Here is a 19,173-nt window from a genome sequence, read left to right on the forward strand (position 1 = left end):
ATATCCCCGAGTCCGGAATCGAATGGGTCAAAAAGATTGGGTGCCCAGACCTAGCAGGCTTTGCGTCAGGGCCGTCCTGAATTGGCCGACGACCATTCCGTACCAATCGTCTTCCGCGATAAAGAAACACCGCTTGAGTTCGTCGCGTGCTTTATTGCGCAGGGCGGAATGCTCCGGCTCCTGGTTCATGTAGCACCAGTGGTCTGCGCGAATCGCCTCGAGCATGCGCATCAGCGGTACTGTGCCGAATTCCAGCGCGATCGTTGCACCCGTGGAGCGGGAACATTCTTCGTTCAACGCCCGCAGCATGGGACCATCGATTTCGAACATGACCGAATCGGTACGGACTGGCGATATGACGTCCGCTCCCCACCACGCGCTTGCGATCGGGAATTCCTGATTCGGGCCGATGAACACCTTTTCACAGTTCCCCCTCGGGCCGAGCCCGGTATGAAGGTCGATCCAGGCAATCCGCCGTGAACCGCTCGCCCGCGTACGAAGGAAATCACGGATCACCGAATTGGACCAGCTCGCGGATGTGCCTCCGAAGAAAAGACCCTTCGGTTCATCGTATTGGCCTCTGAAGAGAATCTGGCCATAGTTGTCTTCCCCGATCTCGGCAATCCGGCGTGCCAGACGAGCGGCACTTTCTTCATCGGCGGGCCAGGTTGGTGGAAGAAGGATGCCGGCGAGCTCCCGGTATTCCTTGTTCTCTGGAAGTTGACCATCGAACCGCAGGAAGTTTCGATTCAGGTCGATATTGTCTTCATTGACCCGACGGCCATACGAGAACCCATGCGGATTCACGGCATGGACGATTGCAATCGCGATGTCGAGATCCTTCGCGCGGGCCAGCAACACGTCATCGTGCAATAACGCAATCTGGCATCCGGACCCGCAGTAGCCTTCGACCCCATGTATTCCGGATGTCACGATCAGCAGCTTCGCGGTATTCTCAGGGCCTATCCAAACGATGTCGGTGGCCAGCGTCTCGCCGTGCAAGCCTTTTCTTGCCGGCAGGATGTGTTCCGTAGGGACCAGGCCGCGTCGATGTGCGGCGGACAGGAATTTTTCTCTTGCCTCCTGGTAGCTGGCCGAAAAACACGTCGGGATGTTCACGTCGCGCATCAGGCTCTCCCAAGAGCGTCGTTGCCGGGCAGGACACCCGCTCCATGGCTCGACTCAGTCTCGTCGAGGTCTCCGCTCGCGCGGTCGTCGATCCAGAATATGACGAGCGATGAGATCAACGTGATCGCCAGCAGGTACCAGGCTGGGGCGAACATGTTGCCGGTCGCGTGGACAAGCCAGGTAAGGAAAAAGGGGGAAAATCCGCTGAAAACGGCGACGACGGTGCTGTAGACCACCGACAGCCCAGTCGCTCGAACGTGGCGGGGAAACATCTCGGTCAACATGACCAACAGCGCCGGAAACTGTGAGGTCAGAAACACGCTAAGAACGGCGACCGAGACATACAGCTTCGTCGCGGATGGTTCGGCAACCAACCACATGAATGCAGGGAACAGCAGCGCCAGAAGGCACAGCCGTGACCATAGGATGATGGGCTTTCTACCCCATCGATCGGCAAGCCGGCCCGAAAGCGGTGCGAAGATGAAATTGACGATGCCAAAGACCACACCGGCCCACACTCCCACCTGTACAGGCAGCTTCAGCTCCCGGGCTGCGTATGTAGGTAGATAGAAGGCGATGACATAAATGCCGACTGTGCAGGATACGAACAGAAGGCTAGCCTGCACCAACTCACGCCAGTGGCTGGAAAATAGAATGCGGATCTTGCCCCGCCGTTCGGTACGAGTGGCCCCAGGGCCGTCTTCCGAATGCGTTTCGTGCAGCTGGCGGCGGATATACATTCCGATTGGCGCGATCGCCATGCCCAGGACGAACGGTACCCGCCAGCCCCAGCTATCCAGCGCATCCGCCGATAGCTGGGAAATGACCGCGCTGGCGACGATTGCCCCGAACATGACGCCGAGACCCTGGCTGGCGACCTGCCAACTGGCCATGTATGCGCGATCATTCCGCCCTGCGTACTCGACGAGGAAAGTGGTCGACGCGCCCACCTCTCCGCCAGCTGAAAATCCCTGGATCAGCCGGGCCGCGACGATGATGAGCGGCGCTAATACGCCGACTTGCGCGGGCGTCGGGGCAAACGCCAGCATTGCGCACCCCAGGGCCATCAGGGTGATCGTCAATCCCATGGCTTTCTTGCGGCCGTGCCTGTCCGCATAACTGCCGATCAGGATGCCACCAAGTGGTCTTGCCACGAATCCCACTCCAAATCCGGCGATCGCGAGCAGGATCTGCGCATAGGGGCTGAGCGTTGGAAAGAAGATACGGCCGATGGCGCTCGTCATGAATCCGTAGACCGTGAAATCGTAGAATTCCAGAGCGTTGCCTACGGTTATCGCTGCGATCGCTCGCCGCTTGCCCAGTGGTGTGACAGTGGTTGTTTGGTCCATCTTTTCCCCAGTGAGTTTGGTTTTTTGGGGATGCTAGACCTTGATAAAGCAGGCGAGAAGACAAGCGCATGTTGGAACCGATAAGTAATACCTCTCACCCCTGAAGGCGATTGGCGTAGTACCGCAAGCAGTCGAGAAAATTCTGGGCAGCAGGTGTCAGGACGGCGTTTTTCCTCGACACTACGCAGACTTCCAGGGGTGCCAGCGCGCGCTCAAGGGGCAACTCGACCAATCCGTAATGGGGGAATTCGCTCCCCACCATCGTCTTGACAAAAACGCCGATGAGGTCGGAGTTTCCAACCAGTCGCAAGCCCATTGCGGTCGATGTACACGTCACGATCTGGCTGGGAGGCCGAGTATCGCTTTCGGCAAAGAGCTGCTTGAAAAGTGTCGGACCGGTTTCGTTGTCGTATGGCAAAAGCCACTCGGCAGCGGCAAGATCGGCATCCTTGAAAGCCGCAAGAATCGGGTGCCCGGCACGCACCGCGGCGATCATCGAGGTTTTGTAGAGGACACTAACGTCCCAGTCGGGCAATGTTCCAGGAAGCACTTGCGAGACCATGAACTCGACCTCACCGCTCATCAGCCTGGGCAACGAGAATGGGATCGAGGCTTCGTTCAGCTTCACCTCGACGTGCGGATAGCTATTCCTGAAATGCGTGAATGCCGGGGGAAGCACGTCCAAGGCGGCGGCAGTTGAAATCGCGATGGAAACCACGCCCTTGGAACCATCGCGAATCTGGTCCAACTCGTTGCCCGCCCGTTCTATGTCGAAGTGGATGATCCTTGCGCGCTTTTCGAGTGCCTCGCCGAAGATCGTGGGTACTACGCCGGCGGTGCCGCGTTCAAAGAGCTGTACGCCGAGGCTCGTCTCAAGTTCCTTGGTCGCCTGGGTAACGGCGGGTTGCGTCAGATTAAGCGCGCGAGCGGCGGCCCTGACGCTGCGATGATCGAATACGGCCAGAAACGCGCGGAGCTGATGGATTTTCACGTATTGCCTCGACATTGCCTGGCGGATATCCCGGTCGTTCGCGTATCAGCTAGGGGTTTTCGTTTACCCCGGATCTGGCCGCTCTGGCAATATGGGCTATTCCCACTGTCCATACCGCGCTGGCATGGGCGCGTCCCCGGGCCTCTGGGCTAGCCTTTGTATCGTCCCGGCTTGTGCCAGGCGATCAGCATTGCGTTCATCGCGAACGTTCCCAGGGCGGACCACAGTATTTTGGCCAAGGGAAGATAGGCCGCCGCCGCGCAGAACAAGGCCAGGTCGAAGGCGAGTTGGAGCTTGCCGGCGTTGATCCCGGAACGCCGCTGTACCCACAGGGTCAGCGCGCTGGTGCCTCCCATGGATGCGTTGTGCCGCGCGAGGCACAGGATGCCCATGCCAAGGAAGGTGCCACCGGCGATTGCGGCGAAGGCGTTGCTGATGCCGGATACTTCCAGAGAGCGGCTGATGGCGCTCACACCCACACCTATTGCCAGGCTGACGAAGGCGCTCTTTATCCCGAATGTCCTGCCCATGGCGTGGCAGGAAAACAGGATGAAAGGGATATTGATCAAGGGAACGAGAGGCGCGGCCGCATAGCCCGATACGAAGGAGCCCAAGAGGGCCATGCCTGCGATGCCACCCGTGATCATTCCGCCGCGGGCGAGCAGCGAGATGCCCATGGCAGCGAACAGGGTGCCGATGAAAAGTCCATACGCATCGTCGATTGCGTTATGCGATGGAGCTTCCTGCGCCGGTGAAGGATGCCGGTCAAGGAGAGACATGGAAGATTCCCGGAGGGTAGGGGAAAGGGGTTCCCGAGGGCGAGCCATGGGCTTTTGGCTGGAGGCGCGTCGCCAGGATTAGTCTTATATGTTGCCGCGCAGCGACGGCTTAAGCAACTGCCAGCCCCAGAGGCAGGGTCATTCCGCGGTCAAAAGGCCAGAGGCGATAAGTGCGCGGTACGTTTCGACCTGGCGATCCAGGAACTTGTCGAACTCCGCTCCGCTCATCTTGACCGGCACGCCACCAATATCCTCGATGTACTTGCGGACCGCCGGATCATCCAGCGCGGCATTGCTGGCGGCGACCAGGCGCGCAACCGCCTCAGGCGGCGCATCCTTGGGAGCCATGGTGGCTGTAAACGGCGCGATATCCACTTCGGGCTGCTTCAGTTCCGCCATGGTGGGAACGTCGGGCAAGTACGCGATCCGATGGGGGAAGACGACGGACAAGGCGTGCAACTGGCCCGCCTTGATCAGCTGCAGCGCCGACGGCAGGTCTGTCGCCACGGCGTCCAACTGGCCTCCCAACAAATCCTGCACCGCGGGTCCCGCCCCCCGGTAGGCCGCGATGACGAACTGCTGGGATAGCGCCTTCTGCATCTGCAGGATGTTGACGTGACCCGCCGTGCCATTGCCCGGTTGGCCGAACTTCAACGCGCCGGGATGGGCCTTCGCATATGCCACCAGGTCCGCATAGGATTTCAGCGGCGAGTCCGCCTTGGTCACGATCACGCCTGGAACTTGCGTCAGCAAGGCCACCGGCTTCATGTCCTTCAGGCTGTAGCTGGCTGCCTTGGCGGCCAGTTGCCAGCTGGCAACGATGGGGGCGGTAGTGCCGATCATGATCGTATAGCCGTCAGGCGCGGCTCGGACCATCTGGGTAGCGCCGATCATCCCGCCGGCGCCGCCCTTGTTTTCCACGATGAAGGATTGGCCCAGCTGCTTGCCGTATGCCTCGGCGAAAATACGCGCGGTGCTGTCCGCGTTGCCGCTGGCCACGAAGGGCACGATCACTCTGACAGGGCGGGTGGGATAGTCGGATTGCTGGGCCCTGCGGCCTTTTCCACGCGCTGGAGCAACCCTTCGATATGCGCCTGTTCTCCCGGGATATAAGCCTGGAACCAACCGCAGGTCGGCGCCGCCTGAGCGACCCGTTCCATGCGGGTCAGCGATGCGCCGCTCAGTACATAGGGGATCCCTGCCGCTTCGGCCGCGCGCGTCATGGCGCCCTCAGCTCGGCGGCGCCATCGCGCTCCACCGCACCGGGCGATACGCCTACGTCGTCAACCGCGCGCATCCGGTACCGGACGGTTCGGACAACCCAGCCGTTTGCGGAGAGAACAGTGTCGTCGTCTTCGACCTCGACGCCCAGACCGGCGAGCCGCGGGAAATACAGCGCGTGGCGCTGAATGGCCTGCACGCCCGCTGTCTTACGCTTTCTCCCGACGGCAAGGTGCTCGTCGCAGCCTTGCGCCAATCCGGCCGGATCATGCATGACAACGGCCGCATCGTCGAATGCACGGCGGGTTTCGCCGCCTTCCACATCGCCGACACCGGCCACCTGACATTTATTCGCCAGGACGTGGTCGACGTAGGTAGGAATCAACTGTTCTGGGCCGATTTTGCGCCGATCTGAATGCGTCCCGACGGACTCGAAGATGACGCAAGGCGCTTCGACGGTCGCCCTCACCCTGCAGATCGCAGCAACCGCATCGAAACGGAAAAGCTGTCCGCCGGATGCACGGTGACCGATGCTTCGACCATATCTCCGGCAGCGTCCAGATATCGGCGCACGATCTTCAAGGCCGGCGCGCCTTTCTCAATCCCCAGGGCCGCGGCAATTTGCGGTTCCCGCAACGTGAATGCCCGCACTTCCTGATGGATTTCGGCAATATGCCGGTCGTACTTGGACTCGATAAGCGTGCTCACCAGGGTATTGGGCGAGTCCCGCACCCAGTCGCCAACCTCTTCATACGCCGGATCCACATAGACGTCGGTCCATGCCATGGGCGCGCCATTGCGCTCGCCGTCCAGGCGTATGCTCGAAATACGCAGCCAGCGGTCGCCGTCCGCACAGCCGATGTCGCGCGCCACGTCGTCCGGCACGGCCAACTCCTGGACCGACTGCACGACGCGCAGATGTTCGGCGCCGAACTGCACGACGTCGTCCACTGACGCCAGCGACGGTCGAAAGACCGGCCGCGGCCGGGTCGACTCCACGCGCGTGCCCACATTCTTGCGGCGCGAGACCAAGCCCAATTGCTGCAGTTCCTGCAGCGCGGCGCGGATGGTGTAGCGGCTGGCGCCGTACTGCTCGCACAGTTCGAACTCGGTGGGCAGCAGCGTGCCGACCGGATGCCGTCCACTGGTGATGCCTGCGATCAGGTCTTTGGCGATGTCCGCCGAACTCTGTTTGTTCATGTGATAGCGTTGATTAAGGGTTAACCCTAGTTTTAAGTTATGTTCGAACATATTCTAATCAGTATGTTCGAACATATCCTAGCGCACTAGCCTAAAGTTAACACCATGTCCCCATTTGCTCTCCCCGCCGCAAGCACAGTCGTCGATTCGATCCTGTTCCGGGACGCCTTCGGCACCCGGGCGATGCGCGCCGTCTTCTCGGATGGCGCGCTGGTCCAGCGTTATATCGATGTGGAGATTGCCCTGGCCAAGGCGCAGGCCCGCACGGGCGTCATCCCGGCCGAGGCCGCGGAAACCATCGCGCGCGAATCGCGCATCGAGCGCATCGACTTCGACCACATGCGCGAAGAAACCGATATCGTCGGCTATCCCATCCTGCCCCTGGTCCACCAGTTGGTGGCGATGTGCGGCGAGGCCGGACGCTACATCCATTGGGGCGCGACCACCCAGGACATCATGGACACGGCGGTCGCGTTGCAGGTGCGCGATGCGCTGGACAGTATCGGCAACGACATCCGCGAACTGCGTGGCATCCTGGCAGGCCTGGCGACCCGGCATCGCGATACCCCCATGGCCGGACGCACGCATTTGCAACAGGCCCTGCCGGTGACCTTCGGCTATAAGGTCGCGATCTGGCTGGCCATGTTCGACCGCCATCAAGAGCGCCTGGCGCAGTTGCGTCCGCGCGTGGCCGTGGTCCAATTCGCCGGCGCGGCCGGTACGCTGGCATCCCTGGGTGACAAAGGCTTCGACGTGCAGCGCGAACTGGCCAGCGAGCTGGACCTGGGTGTGCCTGCCACGACGTGGCATGTGGCGCGCGACGGGTTTGCCGAGGCGGTCAACCTGCTGGCGATCATTACCGGTTCGCTCGGCAAGATCGCACTGGACATCATGATCATGGCGTCGACCGAGTTCGCCGAAGTGTACGAACCCTTCGTCAAGGGACGGGGCGCCAGCAGCACCATGCCGCAGAAGCGCAATCCCATTTCCAGCGAACTGATGCTGGCGGCGTCCAAGGCGGTGCGCCAGCATGCCGGGCTTATGGTGGATGCCATGGTGCAGGATCTGGAGCGGGCGACCGGGCCCTGGCATGCGGAATGGATCGCCATTCCCGAGAGTTTCATCCTGACGGCGGGCGCCCTGCACCAGGCGAAGTTCGCGCTGGGGGGCCTGGTGGTCGACGAAGCCCGCATGAAAGCCAATCTGGGCATGTCCAATGGATTAATCGTGGCCGAGGCGGTAATGATGGGCATGGCGCCCTACATCGGCCGCCAACAAGCCCACGACGTCGTGTACGACGCCTGCCGCACGGTAAATGAAAAGGGCGGTACGTTGGCCGACGCCCTGGCCGCCCTGCCCGAGGTGACGCAGCACTTCGATCGTGCCGCCATCGAGCGCATGACCGACCCTGCCAATTATCTTGGCCTGGCACCCCAGATGGTGGATCGCGCCACCGCCTTATCCCAGCAATCTGTCGCCTAAGGCTGTGAGCCCGACGGAGGAAGACATCATGCAGAACGAATCCATATCGAAACACGATGCCCAGGCGCGGTCCCCGCGCCAGCCCTGGTATCGCCGGCTGGGCATGCAGGTGCTGCTTGCGCTGGTGCTGGGCATCGTCGCGGGCTTTGCGTTTCCGCACGCCGCGTCGCAATTGAAGGTGCTGGGCGATCTATTCCTGTCCTTGATCAAGGCGGGCGTGGCGCCGCTGGTTTTCCTGACCATCGTGCACGGCATCGCATCGGCGGGCGACGCGCGCAGCGCGGGCCGGGTGGGCTGGCGCTCTCTCGTGTACTTCGAGGTGATTTCATCCATCGCGCTGGTGCTGGGCATGGCGGCGGGCAATCTGCTGCAAACCGGCAAGGGCATGGCGCACCTGGCGGCCGGCGCCGCGCCCGCTGTGGCGAAGGCGGCCGCGCCCCAGGGGTTCACCCAGTTCCTTATGCATATCGTCCCGGACAACTTCGTGGGCGCCTTCGCCAAGGGCGAACTGCTGCAGGTGGTGGTGCTGGCGGTGATGGTGGGCATCGGCATTCTGGCCATTCCGGAAGACCGCCGCGCCAAGGTGAATGACGGCCTGAACACTATTTCCGAGGTGCTGTTCTCGTTCATCAATCTGGTGATGAAACTGGCTCCCATCGGTACGTTCGGCGCCGTTGCCTATTCGGTGGGAAGCAACGGTTCGGCGGTGCTGCTGGCGTTGGCCGAGCTGGTGCTTAGCTTCTACGCGGTGGTCATCCTGTTCATGGTGGTGGTGTTCGGGACGGTGTCGCGGCTGGCCGGCTTCAATTTCTGGCGCTTCCTGCGCTACATCAAGGACGAGATCCTGATCGTGCTGGGCACCGCTTCGTCCGAGAGCGCGTTGCCCGGCCTGCTGATCAAGTTGCAGCGCCTGGGCTGCGCCCAGCAAACCGTCGGCCTGGTGCTGCCTACCGGGTACGCGTTCAACCTTGACGGCACGTCCATCTTCATGGCGATGGGGGTGATGTTCATTTCGCACGCCTATGGGGTACCGCTGACGCTGGAGCACCAGTTTGGAATTCTGCTGCTGATGCTGCTGACGTCCAAGGGCGCGGCCACGGTGTCGGGTGGTTCGTTCGTCGTCTTCGCCGCTACGGTGACGACGACCGGCGTGTTGCCTGTGGAAGGGTTGGCGATCATCTTCGGGGTATACCGGTTCCTGTCGATGGCGATTGCGACCTGCAACACGATCGGCAATAGCGTGGCCACGGTAGTGGTCGCCAGGTGGTCGGGCACGTTCGATGCCTCGATCGCGCAACGCGAGCTTTACCCCGAGCGGTATCCCGAGGCGGAGATTCCGGCAGCGAAGTCGGTCGCTGTAGCGCGTCGCGACGGCCAGGCCAGTGGCGTCAGCCAGCCTGCCGGTATTGCGACCAGCCGCAGGGGGACCGTATAAGCTGGGCTGGGATTGGCGCAGCGATATTGCAACTCTAGAGAATCCCCCGGCGAAGGGAGTGGACCGCGAATCTTCTAGATGTTTGAATTTTATGAAGATTTCTAGTGGTGCCCGGGGCCGGAATCGAACCGGCACGCCTTGCGGCGGGGGATTTTGAGTCCCCTGCGTCTACCAATTTCACCACCCGGGCAGGTCGTGCGCTGGCGTTTGTTCGGTCTGGCCCTGCTCCCCGCAAAGGGATAAGGCTACCGGCACCTGACCCAGGGAGGGGCAGGCAAACGCCGCGTGGCGGAAAGGTCGGCATTATAGCCCACTTGATAAACCGGTTCCCGCCCCCATGTTCTGGCGGGTCGGCCGCCCTGTGCGTGCCGGTCCCGGCCCGGCGGCCGCCCCAGGCGCCGCCATCCTACCAACGCAGACACCAAGATTTCGACATGAGCGAAACCGCATCCCATTCCGCATCGGAAACCCTGGGTTTCCAGGCAGAGGTCAAGCAGCTGCTGCACCTCATGATCCACTCCCTGTACAGCAACAAGGAAATCTTCCTGCGCGAACTGGTTTCGAACGCATCCGATGCCTGCGACAAGCTGCGCTTCGAGGCGATCGATAACCCCTCGCTGATGGAAGGGGACCCGGAGCTGGGCATCCAGGTGGATTACGACAAGGCGGCGCGCACGATCACCATCTCGGACAACGGCATCGGCCTGACCCGCGAAGAGGCTGTCGCCAACCTGGGCACGATCGCCCGCTCCGGCACCCGCGAATTCTTCGCCAAGCTGACCGGCGATAAGCAAAAGGACGCGCAGCTGATCGGCCAGTTCGGCGTCGGTTTCTATTCGTCCTTCATCGTGGCCGATAAGGTCACGGTGGTCAGCCGCCGTGCCGGGGTGCCGGCGGACCAGGCGGTGCGCTGGGAGTCGGATGGACAGGGCGAGTTCACGGTGGCGCAGGCGGAGAAGGCCGGGCGCGGCACCGATGTGACGCTGCATCTGCGCGCCGACGAAGACGAATTGCTCAGCGGCTGGAAGCTGCGGGAGATCCTGCGCCGATATTCCGACCACATTTCGCTGCCCATCCGCATGGCCAAGGAAGAGTGGGACGCGGAGAAGGGAGAGCAGGTCCGCAAGGATGAGCTGGAAACGGTCAACCAGGCGAATGCGCTGTGGACGCGGTCCAGGAACGACATCACGGAAGAGCAGTACCGCGAGTTCTACAAGCACGTCGCCCATGACTATGACGATCCCATGGCGTGGACGCACAACCGTGTGGAGGGGCGCAGCGAATACACCCAGCTGCTGTATATCCCCAAGCACGCGCCCATGGATATGTGGGACCGCGATGCGCGCCGCGGCGTGAAGCTGTACGTCAAGCGCGTGTTCATCATGGACGATGCCGAGCAGCTGTTGCCGATGTACCTGCGCTTTGTGCGCGGGGTGATCGACTCGGCGGATCTGCCGCTGAACGTGTCGCGCGAGATCCTGCAGGAAAGCCGCGACGTGCGCGCGATCCGCGAAGGTTCCTCCAAGCGCGTGCTGTCGCTGCTGGAAGACCTGGCGGAGAACCGCAAGGAGGACTACGCGCTGTTCTGGCAGGAGTTCGGCAAGGTGCTGAAGGAAGGCACCGGCGAGGACGTCGCCAACCAGGAGCGCATCGCCAAGCTGTTGCGCTTCGCGTCCACGCACAACGAGGACGGCGTAGAGAACGTTTCCTTCGCCGATTATGTGTCGCGCATGAAGGAAGGCCAGGACAAGATCTACTACGTCACGGCGGAAACCTATGCCGCGGCCAAGAATAGTCCGCACCTGGAGATCTTCCGCAAGAAGGGTATCGAGGTCCTGCTGCTGTCCGACCGCGTCGATGAGTGGATGTTGTCTTACCTGCGCGAGTTCGACGGCAAGTCGCTGGTGTCGGTGGCCAAGGGCGGCCTGGACCTGGACGCGCTGGCCGACGAGGAAGAAAAGAAGCGTCAGGCCGAGGTGCAGGAGTCGTTCAAGCCGCTGGTCGAACGCCTGAAGAGCGCGCTGGACGACAAGGTGGCCGACGTGCGCGTCACGCTGCGCCTGGTGGATTCGCCGGCGTGCATCGTGGTGGGGCAGAACGAGCTCAGCCCCAACCTGCTGCGCATGCTGAAGGCCGCGGGGCAGGAAGCGCCTTCGGTCAAGCCCACGCTGGAGATCAATCCGGAACACGGCCTGGTGGGACGCTTGCGCGATGCGGCCGACGAGGACTTCAACGATTGGGCGCAGCTGCTGCTGGATCAGGCCATGCTGGCGGAAGGCGGGCAACTGGCCGATCCCTCCGCGTTCGTGAAGCGTATGAATGCGCTGCTCTTGAAGGCGTAAGGACCGGTCATCCGGCAGGCCCCGGGCGCGCATATGCACGCCGCCCGGGATGGCCATGCCGAGTGGAGCAAGGTCGAACCCGGCCAGCCCTTTGGGTAGGCGGGAACGAAAAAGGCGGGTCGCCGAAGGGCGATCCGCCTTTTTTTATGCGCCGGTATATGGTTGGCTTACATCTCGATCCGCTCCACCTTGCCCACCAGCAGGATGTACGACAGCGCGCCCAGCAATGCCAGCGAGGCCACGTAGACGATCGCCGGGGCGAAGTTGTCCTGGGTGACGAGGTAGCCGATCACAATGGGCGTGCAGATGGACGAGAGGTTGCCGACGAAGTTGAATACGCCGCCCGTCAGTCCCAGCAATCGCACGGGGGCCAGCGTGGACACCAGCGACCAGGTGATGGAAGCGAGCCCGTTGCCAAAGAAGGCCAGCGCCAGGAAGAAGATGACCCACGACGTGGAATCGGTGTAGTTCGCGCCTATCATCGCCGTGGAAATCAGCAGGCCCAGGATGATGGGCAGCTTGCGCGCCAGGCCGACCGTGGCGCCGCGGCGGATCAGCCAGTCCGACAATACGCCGGAGCACAGTACGCCGATGAACGCCGCCAGGAAAGGCACGGATGCCAGGAAGCCGGACTTGATGAAATCCATCCCGCGGTACTTCACCAGATACGTGGGAAACCACGTCAGGAAGAACCACAAGGTGGAGGTCAGGCAGAATTGGCCCAGGTAGACGCCCCACAGCTTGCGCCGCGACATGACCAGTCCCAGGTCGGCCCAGGCGAACGGCGTTTTCTTTTCCGTCACGCGGCGTTCCAGGTCCACCACGCCGCCGCCCTGGCGGATGAGTTCGATCTCTGCTTCGTTGGCGCCGCGGAACTGCCGCGGCTCGCGGTAGACCATGAACCACAGCACGCCCCAGACGATGCCCAGCAAGCCCGTGCTCACGAACACCATGTGCCAGCCATAGCGATGCTGCAGCCAGGCCAGGACCGGGGTCAGGAACGCCAGGCCGACGAACTGGCCGGACGTGTAAAAGCCGATGGCCGTGGCGCGCTCGCGTTCCGGGAACCAGGTCGTGACGACACGGTTGTTGATGGGATAGGCCGGCGCCTCCAGCGCGCCGACGGCCAGGCGCAGCACGAACAGGGCGACGAAGCTGCCGGCGAAGCCCATGAAGAAGGTGGCGGCGGACCACAGGATCAGGGCGACGGCGTACAGCACCCGCGGCGCCACGCGGTCGACCAGCCAGCCTCCCGGGATCTGCATGGCCGCGTAGGTCCAGCCGAAGGCCGACAGGATCAGCCCTTCATGCACGGTATCCAGGCCGAACTCGTCCTTGAGCGCCGGCGCGGCGATGGAAAGGTTGCTGCGGTCCAGGTAGTTGATCACCACGGTGATGAACAGCATCACCATGATCAGGTAGCGGCTTCGGGTGGCCTGTGCGCCGGGCAGGGCGCCGGTGTGTGCGGTGGGCACGGTGGTCTCCTGTTGTTTCTGCTTTATGGCTCATGCCGTGCGTTCGATGCTTGCACTGGCGATGGATCTTTTCGGGTAGTGGGCTTATCGGCGGGCAGAGGCGCATGAACGATGCGCGGGCTTACCATTCGGCGAAGCTGCCGTCCTTGTGGCGCCACACCGGGTTGCGCCAGCGATGTCCGACCGCGGCGCGTTCCTTGACGTACTCTTCGTTCACCTCGATGCCCAGGCCCGGACCCTGCGGTATCGCGACCATGCCATCGCGATATGCGAAGACTTCGCGGTTGCTGATGTAGTCCAGCAGGTCGTTGGCGGCGTTGTAGTGGATGCCCAGGCTTTGTTCCTGGATGAAGGCGTTGTAGCAGCCGGCGTCGATCTGCAGGCAGGTTGCCAGGGCGATGGGGCCCAGCGGGCAGTGCAGCGCCAGGGCGACGTCGTAGGCCTCGGCCATGGCGGCGATCTTGCGCGTTTCGGTGATGCCGCCGGCGTGCGAAGGATCCGGCTGGATGATGTCGACGTAGCCTTCCGACAGGATGCGCTTGAAATCCCAGCGCGAGAACAGCCGTTCGCCCAGGGCGATGGGGGTCGAGGACAACGGTGCCAATTCCTTCAGCGCTTCGTAGTGTTCGCTAAGCACCGGCTCTTCGATGAACATCAGTTTGTAGGGCTCCAGTTCCTTGATCAGGACCTTGGCCATGGGTTTGTGCACGCGCCCGTGGAAATCCACGCCGATGCCGACGTCCGGCCCGACCGCATCGCGCACCGCGGCGACGTTTTCCAGGCACTTGCGTACCTTGTCGTGCGAGTCGATGTATTGCAGTTCTTCCGTGCCGTTCATCTTGACGGCGGTGAAGCCGCGCTCGACGGCGGCCTTGGCGGCCGCCGCGGTATCGGCGGGGCGATCGCCGCCTATCCAGGAATACACGCGGATGCGATCGCGCACGTTGCCGCCCAGCAGCTGGGATACCGGCACGCCGAGCGCGCGGCCCTTGATATCCCACAGCGCCTGGTCGATGCCTGCCAGCGCGCTCATGTGAATGGCGCCGCCGCGATAGAAGCCGCCGCGGTACAGGACGGTCCAGTGGTCTTCGATGTTGCGGGGATCCTTGCCGACCAGGTAGTCCGACAATTCCTCGACGGCCGCCGCCACGCTATGTGCGCGGCCTTCCACGACGGGCTCGCCCCAGCCGGCGATGCCTTCGTCGGTTTCGATCTTCAGGAAGCACCAGCGGGGCGGAACGATATAAGTGGTGAGTTTGGTGATCTTCATGCTTGCTGTCCGGTTTGGGGATAGGCCTTGCGCCACGCCGCCACGAAGTCGCGCGCGTGGCTGGCAACCTCGTCGGCCTTCATGCCGGGTTTATAGAGGGCGGAACCCAGGCCGAAGCCGGTCGCGCCCGCCTGGGCATATTCCGCGATGCGCGCGGGGGTGATGCCGCCCACGGGCACCAGCGGAATGGCAGGGGGAATGACCGCGCGCCAGGCCTTCACCACGGCGGGGCCCAGTTGTTCGGCGGGGAACATCTTCAGCACGTCCGCGCCGGCCGCCAGGGCGGCGAAGGCCTCGGTCGGCGTGGCCACGCCGGGGCAGCAGGCCATCAGGGCTGCCTTCGCGGCGCGGATGACGTGGGGATCGCTGTGCGGCATGACGACGATCTCGCCGCCGGCCCTGACGATGTCCGGGCAGATGGCGGGATCGAGCACCGTGCCGGCGCCGATCATGCAGTCCAGCGGCAGCGCCTGCCGCAGGTTGCGGATGCTGGCCAGGGGTTCGGGTGAATTGAGCGGGACTTCGATGATGCGGAAGCCCGCGCGGTAGAGGGCGTCGCCGACGGCTTCGGCCTCGGCGGGCTTGATACCGCGCAGGATGGCGATCAATCCGCAGTCGGCCATCGCGGTTTGCAAAGGCGACCGCGCGCCAGGGGAGGGAACTGGGGGCATGGCGATTCCTTGTTGCGTGTCAGGGGCTGCCGGCCAGGCCGGCCGATACGGCAAGCCGCCACAGGCCGCGTTGCGCGGCCTGTGCGGCCAGGGTGGGAGCCGCCAGGCCGAAGCGCGGCAGCGCGCTGGCGTAACGGCGGCACAGGTCTTCGTCGCCGCACAGGACGATGCGCGACGGCATGCCGCGCGCATCCACCAGGGCGCGCAGCGCGCCAAGCTCGTGGCCGATCAGCAGGCCGGACAGGTAATCCGGTTGGGAGGCCGGCGCGAGCTGTCCGGTCAGCCCCAGCGCGCGTGTGCTGAAGATCGTCGATAGCACGCCGCCGCGGCCCAGTGCCGAGCCGGCCACGGCCAGGCCGCGGTCGAACGCGTCGTCGTCAGGGGTGGCGGGGTCCGCCATGGTGCGGCCCAGTATCGTGTGGCCGCGCAAGGCGGCATACACCTCGCCGGTCATGAAGGTATCGAATTCGACGATGCGGCCGCCGCGCACCCGCACCCATTTGCAATGGGTGCCCGGCAAGCCGACCAGCAGGTCGTCCACGGCATCGGGCAGGCTATCGATCACGCCGACCACCTGGGTTTCCTCGCCGCGGATCACGTTGGGCAGGCCTTCGCGTTGCAGCAGGCCCGGGATGATGCGCAGGACGGCGCCACGCCGGGTGTCCACTTCGGTCAGCCGGGCACCGATGTCGCGCGGATCGACGGGAAGGTCCAGATAGGCGGCCTCGGCCCAGCCCTGGGCGCTGCCCACCATGCCGCAGGCGATCACCGGTAAACCCGGGGTGGCGCGCAGCCAGTCGCCGCACGCCTGTTCGAACGCCAATTCGAAGCCGGAGGCCGATGCGGCGGGTGCCGGGCCGTCGGCGGGGGGCGCCGGCAGCCGCATGATGCCCCAGGGCAGATGGCGGGCATCCAGGACGGTGCCGCCGGCGGCCAAACGGTAGGCGCGCAATGACGACGTGCCCCAGTCCAGGGCGATGAGTGCCGCGGGCGGCGACGCTTCGGCGTTCATAAGGCCTGTCCTTGGTGAGTTGGTCTTTACTTGTCTGCGTTGCGGATTCTATTACTCGTCCAAAATTTGCTCAAAATATAGAATTCTGTCCCACATATAGGGATAAACTGCCGGATCCGCGTGTCGACCCGCCAGCAAGGGCCGTGCGTCGCCGCGGGTCGGCGCCGGAACCCTCGCGCCGGGCAGGTGCAAGGGCAATGGACGAAATGGATATGACGGAACACGCCGAGCCGGCCGACGAAGCAGCCGCCGCGCCTACCCCTGGAACGCAGACGCTGATGCGCGGGTTGGCCGTGGTCCAGGCGGTCGCCGACGGCGCGCGCGACCTGCGCGACATATGCGCGCGCATCCGCGTGGCGCGCAGCACCACCCACAGGCTGGCCAGCTGCCTGGTGCAGGAACGCTATCTTCGTGTGCTTCCCGGCTATGGCTATACGCTGGGACCGCGTTTGATCGAGCTGGGATTCCAGGCGCGCGAGGAGATCCCGCTGGCCACGCTGGCCCGCCCTTACCTGGACGAACTGGCGCGCATCAGCGGCGATACGATTCACCTGGCCGTGCGCGATGGCGCCGAGGCGCTGTATCTGGACAAGATCCCCGGCAAGAAAGGGCTGGAAATGCGTTCGCGCGTGGGGCATCGCATGCCGCTGGCCGTCACGGGCGTGGGCAAGGCCCTGCTGCTGGACGGCGACGAAGCGCACTGGCTGGAGATGCTGCGGGCCGGGTCGCCGGTGTCGCCGCGGGCGCCGGGCAATGTCCAGCCGGAAACGCGTTTCCTGGAGCGCATGCGCGACTACGCGCGCGCGGGCTATGCCTTCGACCTGGAGGACAACGAACCCTCCATCCGCTGCGTGGCGGCGCCGGTGCGCGATGCCGCCCGTGCCATCGTCGCGGCCATCAGCGTGTCCAGCACGATCCCCTACATGCCCATGGAACGCATGCGCGAAATGGTCCCCGTGGTGCAGGCGGCCGCGCGGGAGGTTTCAAGCGAATTGGGATGGCGGCCGCCGGAGACCGCCGGCTATCGTTCGGGCAACGAACGCCAGGAAAAGCCGCACAAATAACCGAAGCGCGCCCATTCGAACGCGGGGCCGGGGTCCGTCTTGCGCAGGGGCGCAATGTCGGAATGGCCGCGTACCGCCCGCAAGGGATAGCGCGCGGCCAGCGCGGGCGTCAGCCGGGCCAGCGCCGTGTATTGGGCATCGGTGTAGGGCAGCACGTCCGTGCCTTCGAGCTCGATGCCTATCGAAAAATCGTTGCAGCGCTCGCGGCCTTCGAAGCGCGATACGCCGGCATGCCAGGCGCGGCGTTCCGTGCTGACGAACTGCGCGATGGCGCCGTCGCGCCGCACGAAGAAATGCGCGGACACCCGCAAGCCGCGCAGGCGCTCCAGCCAGGGGTGGGCCCCGTAATCCAGGGTGTTCAGGAAGAGGCCATGCACGTGCGGGCCGCCGAACTCGCCGGGTGGCAAGCTGATGTTGTGGATCACAAGCAGGGATACCGCGGTCCCGTCGGGTCTCTCATCGTGATTGGGCGAAGGCGCGCGCGTGACGTCGCGCGCCGGTTTCAGCCATCCGTGCCGATCGAGTTGCAGGCCCATCCGCTAGCGTGTCCTTTCCGTTAATGCTTTTCCCCGAGGCGGGCGTGTTCGTGGCTGCACCACGTGCGGCCGCCGATCAGGGTGGCTTCCGACCGCGGCAAATGAATGCCGCAATGCGCGCAACGCACCATTTGCTCGGCCGGTACCGTGCGGCCGGCGGGAGCGCGGCCGCGTGGCGTTCGCGCGGCCTTGCCGGCCTGGCTGTTGCGCGCATTGGCGCGGGCGACGATGCGCGCGACGGTCAGCACCACCAGCACGACGATGATCCACAAAAGCAGCTTGCCCACTTCAACCCCGATGCAGCAGAACTTCCAGCACGAACCGGCTGCCGGTATAAGCCAGCAGCAGCAACGCAAAACCCGACAACGTCCACCGCAGCGCCACCCGTCCGCGCCATCCTTTCCGGTAGCGTCCCAGCAGCAGCACGCCGAAAGTCAGCCACGACAGCAGTGTGAAGACCGTCTTGTGGTCGAACGGCAGGATGCGCTGCGTCAGCATATAGGAAGCCACGGACCCGGTGATGACGGTCAGGGTAAGGACGGCGAAGCCGACGGAAATGACGCGGAACAGTAGCCGTTCCTGCATCAGCAGCGGCGGTTGCACGTCCAGCACCTTGCCCATCAGGCTGGCGCCCTCGGTCTGTTCCACCGGCCGGTGCAGATGGCGGTCCAGCAGTGCCATAAGCATCGCCTGCATCGCGGCCACCGTCATCAGCCCGTAGGCTATCAGCGCGATCACCAGATGGATGCGCAGCCACGAGTTGTTGGCATGCGGCACGACCTGGCCTTGCGGGAACGCCGCCGCCAGCGCGCAGACGAAGGCCGCGGCCGGCAGCAGCAGGAGCAGCAGGCCGTCGATGCGCACGACCAGGCTTTCCAGCCAGAAAATCACCATGCCCAGCCAGATCGCCGCCGACAGCGCCAGCGCCCAGCCGATGAAAAGATAGGGGCCGCCCAATAGCGACTGGTAAAGCGCCACGCCTTGCAGGAACAGGGCGCCGGTCAGGCAGGTGCGGGCAACCCGGCCCGCATGCTGGATACCATCCGCGCTTGCCAGGCGGCGCCACAGGGACACACCCAACACCGCGTACGCCAGCGCGGCGACCGCGTGAAATACAATGCCTGATGACATAGGAACCGTTGTTGTTCTCGATGGGGCCCGCGCGCGGGTCGATCCGGCTTGTTGCCGGTACCGCGCGCCGGTGCGATACGCACCGGA

At 63.9% G+C, this 19,173-nt stretch carries 19 protein-coding genes and 1 tRNA gene; 5 read left to right on the forward strand and 15 right to left on the reverse strand.

Annotation, left to right across the window (positions count from 1 at the left end):
- Positions 1-27 precede the first annotated feature (27 nt).
- From CAL28_RS01950 to CAL28_RS01975, 6 genes are all read right to left on the reverse strand, one after another.
- The gene (locus CAL28_RS01950) at positions 28-1,128 is read right to left on the reverse strand and encodes a M14 family metallopeptidase (protein ID WP_094839733.1); all 1,101 of its coding nucleotides are present in this window, start codon (positions 1,126-1,128) and stop codon (positions 28-30) included.
- Positions 1,128-2,477: an MFS transporter gene (locus tag CAL28_RS01955; RefSeq protein WP_094839734.1), complete on the reverse strand. Its 1,350-nt coding sequence runs from the start codon at positions 2,475-2,477 to the stop codon at positions 1,128-1,130. Before CAL28_RS01955 ends, CAL28_RS01950 begins: the two co-directional genes overlap by 1 nt.
- A gap of 94 nt (positions 2,478-2,571) precedes the next feature.
- On the reverse strand, positions 2,572-3,468 hold the full coding sequence (locus tag CAL28_RS01960; RefSeq protein WP_176463838.1) for a LysR family transcriptional regulator: 897 nt from the start codon (positions 3,466-3,468) through the stop codon (positions 2,572-2,574).
- Between the two features lie 149 nt (positions 3,469-3,617).
- Positions 3,618-4,247, reverse strand: coding sequence for a YitT family protein (locus CAL28_RS01965; protein WP_094839736.1), 630 nt, complete (start codon positions 4,245-4,247; stop codon positions 3,618-3,620).
- A gap of 138 nt (positions 4,248-4,385) precedes the next feature.
- Positions 4,386-5,255, reverse strand: a complete 870-nt coding sequence (locus CAL28_RS01970; RefSeq protein ID WP_176463839.1) for a tripartite tricarboxylate transporter substrate binding protein — start codon at positions 5,253-5,255, stop codon at positions 4,386-4,388.
- A gap of 2 nt (positions 5,256-5,257) precedes the next feature.
- Positions 5,258-5,470, reverse strand: a complete 213-nt coding sequence (locus CAL28_RS01975; RefSeq protein ID WP_254925957.1) for an alpha-hydroxy-acid oxidizing protein — start codon at positions 5,468-5,470, stop codon at positions 5,258-5,260.
- Here CAL28_RS01975 and CAL28_RS01980 point away from each other — a divergent pair.
- Positions 5,419-5,883, forward strand: a complete 465-nt coding sequence (locus CAL28_RS01980; RefSeq protein WP_094839738.1) for a beta-propeller fold lactonase family protein — start codon at positions 5,419-5,421, stop codon at positions 5,881-5,883. The two genes, CAL28_RS01975 and CAL28_RS01980, sit on opposite strands and share 52 nt — an antisense overlap.
- Before the next feature lie 50 nt (positions 5,884-5,933).
- Here CAL28_RS01980 and CAL28_RS01985 read toward each other — a convergent pair whose 3' ends face one another.
- Positions 5,934-6,668, reverse strand: a complete 735-nt coding sequence (locus tag CAL28_RS01985) for a GntR family transcriptional regulator (protein WP_094839739.1) — start codon at positions 6,666-6,668, stop codon at positions 5,934-5,936.
- A gap of 105 nt (positions 6,669-6,773) precedes the next feature.
- On the opposite strand from CAL28_RS01985, the gene CAL28_RS01990 reads away from it, so the two are divergent.
- Together CAL28_RS01990 and CAL28_RS01995 are read left to right on the forward strand one after the other, a co-directional pair.
- Positions 6,774-8,150 (forward strand): class-II fumarase/aspartase family protein, encoded by a 1,377-nt coding sequence (locus CAL28_RS01990; RefSeq protein WP_094839740.1) that lies wholly within the window; start codon positions 6,774-6,776, stop codon positions 8,148-8,150.
- Positions 8,151-8,178: 28 nt separating this feature from the next.
- Positions 8,179-9,585 (forward strand): cation:dicarboxylate symporter family transporter, encoded by a 1,407-nt coding sequence (locus CAL28_RS01995; RefSeq protein ID WP_094839741.1) that lies wholly within the window; start codon positions 8,179-8,181, stop codon positions 9,583-9,585.
- A gap of 105 nt (positions 9,586-9,690) precedes the next feature.
- On the opposite strand, the gene CAL28_RS02000 is transcribed toward CAL28_RS01995, so the two are convergent.
- A tRNA-Leu gene (locus tag CAL28_RS02000) sits at positions 9,691-9,775 on the reverse strand.
- Between the two features lie 244 nt (positions 9,776-10,019).
- On the opposite strand from CAL28_RS02000, the gene htpG reads away from it, so the two are divergent.
- Complete coding sequence (gene htpG / locus CAL28_RS02005) at positions 10,020-11,927, forward strand: molecular chaperone HtpG (RefSeq protein WP_094839742.1); 1,908 nt, start codon at positions 10,020-10,022, stop codon at positions 11,925-11,927.
- Positions 11,928-12,094: 167 nt separating this feature from the next.
- On the opposite strand, the gene CAL28_RS02010 is transcribed toward htpG, so the two are convergent.
- From CAL28_RS02010 to CAL28_RS02025, 4 genes are all read right to left on the reverse strand, one after another.
- Positions 12,095-13,402, reverse strand: a complete 1,308-nt coding sequence (locus CAL28_RS02010) for an MFS transporter (protein ID WP_094839743.1) — start codon at positions 13,400-13,402, stop codon at positions 12,095-12,097.
- A gap of 121 nt (positions 13,403-13,523) precedes the next feature.
- Positions 13,524-14,672: a galactonate dehydratase gene (gene dgoD, locus CAL28_RS02015; RefSeq protein ID WP_094839744.1), complete on the reverse strand. Its 1,149-nt coding sequence runs from the start codon at positions 14,670-14,672 to the stop codon at positions 13,524-13,526.
- Positions 14,669-15,343 (reverse strand): 2-dehydro-3-deoxy-6-phosphogalactonate aldolase, encoded by a 675-nt coding sequence (locus CAL28_RS02020; protein ID WP_094839745.1) that lies wholly within the window; start codon positions 15,341-15,343, stop codon positions 14,669-14,671. Before CAL28_RS02020 ends, dgoD begins: the two co-directional genes overlap by 4 nt.
- 19 nt (positions 15,344-15,362) lie before the next feature.
- Positions 15,363-16,355 (reverse strand): 2-dehydro-3-deoxygalactonokinase, encoded by a 993-nt coding sequence (locus CAL28_RS02025; RefSeq protein WP_094839746.1) that lies wholly within the window; start codon positions 16,353-16,355, stop codon positions 15,363-15,365.
- Between the two features lie 212 nt (positions 16,356-16,567).
- Between CAL28_RS02025 and CAL28_RS02030 the strand changes: the two genes are divergently transcribed.
- Positions 16,568-17,419 carry an IclR family transcriptional regulator gene (locus tag CAL28_RS02030; RefSeq protein ID WP_094840571.1) on the forward strand — a complete coding sequence of 284 codons (852 nt, stop codon included), beginning with the start codon at positions 16,568-16,570 and terminating at the stop codon, positions 17,417-17,419.
- Here the strand turns inward: CAL28_RS02030 and ampD are convergent.
- From ampD to CAL28_RS02045, 3 genes are read right to left on the reverse strand one after another with little or no spacing between them, the layout of a single operon-like run.
- A complete protein-coding gene (gene ampD, locus CAL28_RS02035; protein ID WP_094839747.1) occupies positions 17,377-17,955 on the reverse strand; it encodes a 1,6-anhydro-N-acetylmuramyl-L-alanine amidase AmpD in 579 nt (192 codons plus the stop codon). The genes CAL28_RS02030 and ampD overlap by 43 nt on opposite strands.
- A gap of 20 nt (positions 17,956-17,975) precedes the next feature.
- A complete protein-coding gene (locus CAL28_RS02040) occupies positions 17,976-18,242 on the reverse strand; it encodes a PP0621 family protein (RefSeq protein ID WP_094839748.1) in 267 nt (88 codons plus the stop codon).
- 1 nt (position 18,243) lies between these two features.
- On the reverse strand, positions 18,244-19,086 hold the full coding sequence (locus tag CAL28_RS02045) for a cytochrome C assembly family protein (RefSeq protein ID WP_094839749.1): 843 nt from the start codon (positions 19,084-19,086) through the stop codon (positions 18,244-18,246).
- Between the last annotated feature and the right edge of the window lie 87 nt (positions 19,087-19,173).

Source organism: Bordetella genomosp. 11, assembly GCF_002261215.1.
Taxonomy (GTDB): domain Bacteria; phylum Pseudomonadota; class Gammaproteobacteria; order Burkholderiales; family Burkholderiaceae_B; genus Bordetella_C.